This window comes from Bacillus sp. P4_D3, from assembly GCF_056401855.1.
In genome coordinates this window covers 1-2,215 of the sequence record NZ_JBFUIN010000520.1, presented here as the reverse complement: position 1 = coordinate 2,215, position 2,215 = coordinate 1, and the positions used below count along the sequence as shown (strand labels likewise).

2 protein-coding genes are annotated in these 2,215 nt (G+C 35.9%); both read left to right on the top strand.

The window, feature by feature from the left end:
- On the top strand, positions 1–629 hold a 629-nt coding region (locus tag AC1DTM_RS23525; protein ID WP_477001017.1), incomplete at its 5' end, for an energy-coupling factor transporter transmembrane component T.
- A partial coding sequence (locus tag AC1DTM_RS23520) for an ABC transporter ATP-binding protein (RefSeq protein WP_477001016.1) occupies positions 602–2,215 on the top strand: 1,614 nt, incomplete at its 3' end. The genes AC1DTM_RS23525 and AC1DTM_RS23520, both read left to right, overlap by 28 nt.

Sequence of the window (2,215 nt, the reverse complement as noted above, 5' to 3'; positions counted from 1 at the left end):
GGTTAGGAGATAGCCGGATTAAGCTTGAGGCAGTTATGTTTGGGCTTGTTATGGGGCTATTATTAGTTACGATTATGTTTACGTTTGCTTCTTATAACGATATTATTTCGAGTCATAAATTTTTATATTTGTTTTCAAGAATTTCACCGAAAGTTGCATTGTTAACGATGATTACAGTGCGATTTGTTCCTTTGTTTATTAGGCGGTTAAAGAAAATTACACTCGTCCAAAAAACGAAAGGTGTACAATTAGATTCAGGTTCACTCATTGAGCGTATAAGAAATGGGATGAAGTTACTGCAAGTGTTATTAGTTTGTTCGTTAGAAGATGCACTACAAACAGCAGATTCTATGCAAGCTCGCGGATTTGGTGTAACGAAACGTACGACTTATATTCGATATAGAATGGAAAGACGCGATTGGTACACGCTAAGTTATTTAAGTATTCTATTTATAGCCTCATTCATATTTAGTTATTACGGCGGAGGAAAGTTAATCATTTATCCGAAAGTGGAATCAATACTGTTCCAGCAATACGATGGAATGATGTTTTTCCTATTTATGATGTTTATTAGTTTACCTATTGTAATGGAAGGAAGGGAATGGATATGGTGGCGCATGCAGAAATAAAGAATTTATCATTTATATATGCTGATGAAAATGAAGAAGCGTTACAGCATATTTCTCTTTCTGTTCAAAAAGGAGAATTTATAGTACTTGCTGGTGGTTCAGGTTCTGGGAAGACAACTTTATTAAAGCATTTCAAAAAGGAGTTACTTCCAATTGGCACGCGTTCTGGACATACATATTATGGTGGTGCTTTATTAGAAGAAGTACCTGATTTATTATCTGCACAAGAAATTGGTATGGTATTTCAAAATCCAGAAAATCAGCTCGTAATGGATACAGTTATTCAAGAATTAGCATTCTCTTTAGAAAATATCGGGCTACCATCACATATTATTCAACAAAGAATAGCGGAACTCATTAGCTTTTTAGGATTTCAAGATTTGTTACATCAATCTGTTCATACTTTATCTGGTGGTCAAAAACAACTAGTAAATTTAGCGGCGGTATTAGTCATGCAGCCGAAGTTACTATTACTGGATGAACCGACAGCGCAACTAGATCCGATTGCAGCGAAAGAGTTTTTAGGATTGTTAAAGCGTATTAATGAAGAACTTGGAATTACGATTATTTTAAGTGAACATCGTTTAGATGAGGTGATGTCGCTAGCGACTCGTGTCGTTTGTATGGATAAGGGCCGAATCGTTTATGATGGTAGCCCTAAAACGGTTATAGCGAACATGTGGGAAGTAGAAAAGTTCCGTCCATTCATTCCGCAAATTCCAAGATTGTTTTTAGAGTGGAATGTGAAAGAGATTCCATTTACAGTGCGAGAAGCGCAAATGAAAATGAATGATTTTTCAGCGATATCATATAGGAATGGGCAAGTAGAACAATGTGAAAAGCAAGAAGTAATTTTAAGTGCAGAACATATATCTTTTCAATATGAAAAAAATAGTCCACTTATTTTACGAGATTTAACAGTGAACATCGAAAAGGGAAAATGGACAGCTCTAGTTGGGAAAAACGGAACTGGGAAGTCTACACTGTTAACGATTTTAGCAGGATTGCAAAAAGCTAGAAGAGGTAAGGTAAAGTGGAATGGAAAAGTGATACATAAAATTGATTCGAAAGAACGATTTAAAAGTATAGGGTACGTATCGCAACATCCGTACTATCATTTTACATTTGATACAGTATGGGAAGAGGTTTATGAGCGTGCTAATGAATTATATGGCGAAGAGGGAAAAGTAATAGCAGAAGAAATGTTGAAAAAGTTCTGGTTAGATTCACTTAAAGAGCGCCATCCACATGATTGTAGCGGTGGAGAGCAGCAACTACTTGCATTATGTACAACGTTATTGTCAAAGCCAACGTTATTATTACTGGATGAGCCGACAAAGGGACTAGATCCATGGAAAAAGGAAAGAGTAGGAGAGCTATTTAAACAGTTGCAAAAAGAAGGTACAACAATTGTAACGGCAACGCACGATATTGAGTTTGCAGCGAAATACGTTGATCAATGTATGATGTTATTTGACGGGAAAGTCATTATGAATGATGCACCGAAAGAGTTCTTTAGTGGTAACTTCTTTTATACAACATCTATTAATAGATTCATCCGTAGAGAGTTGCCATTTGCATTAACG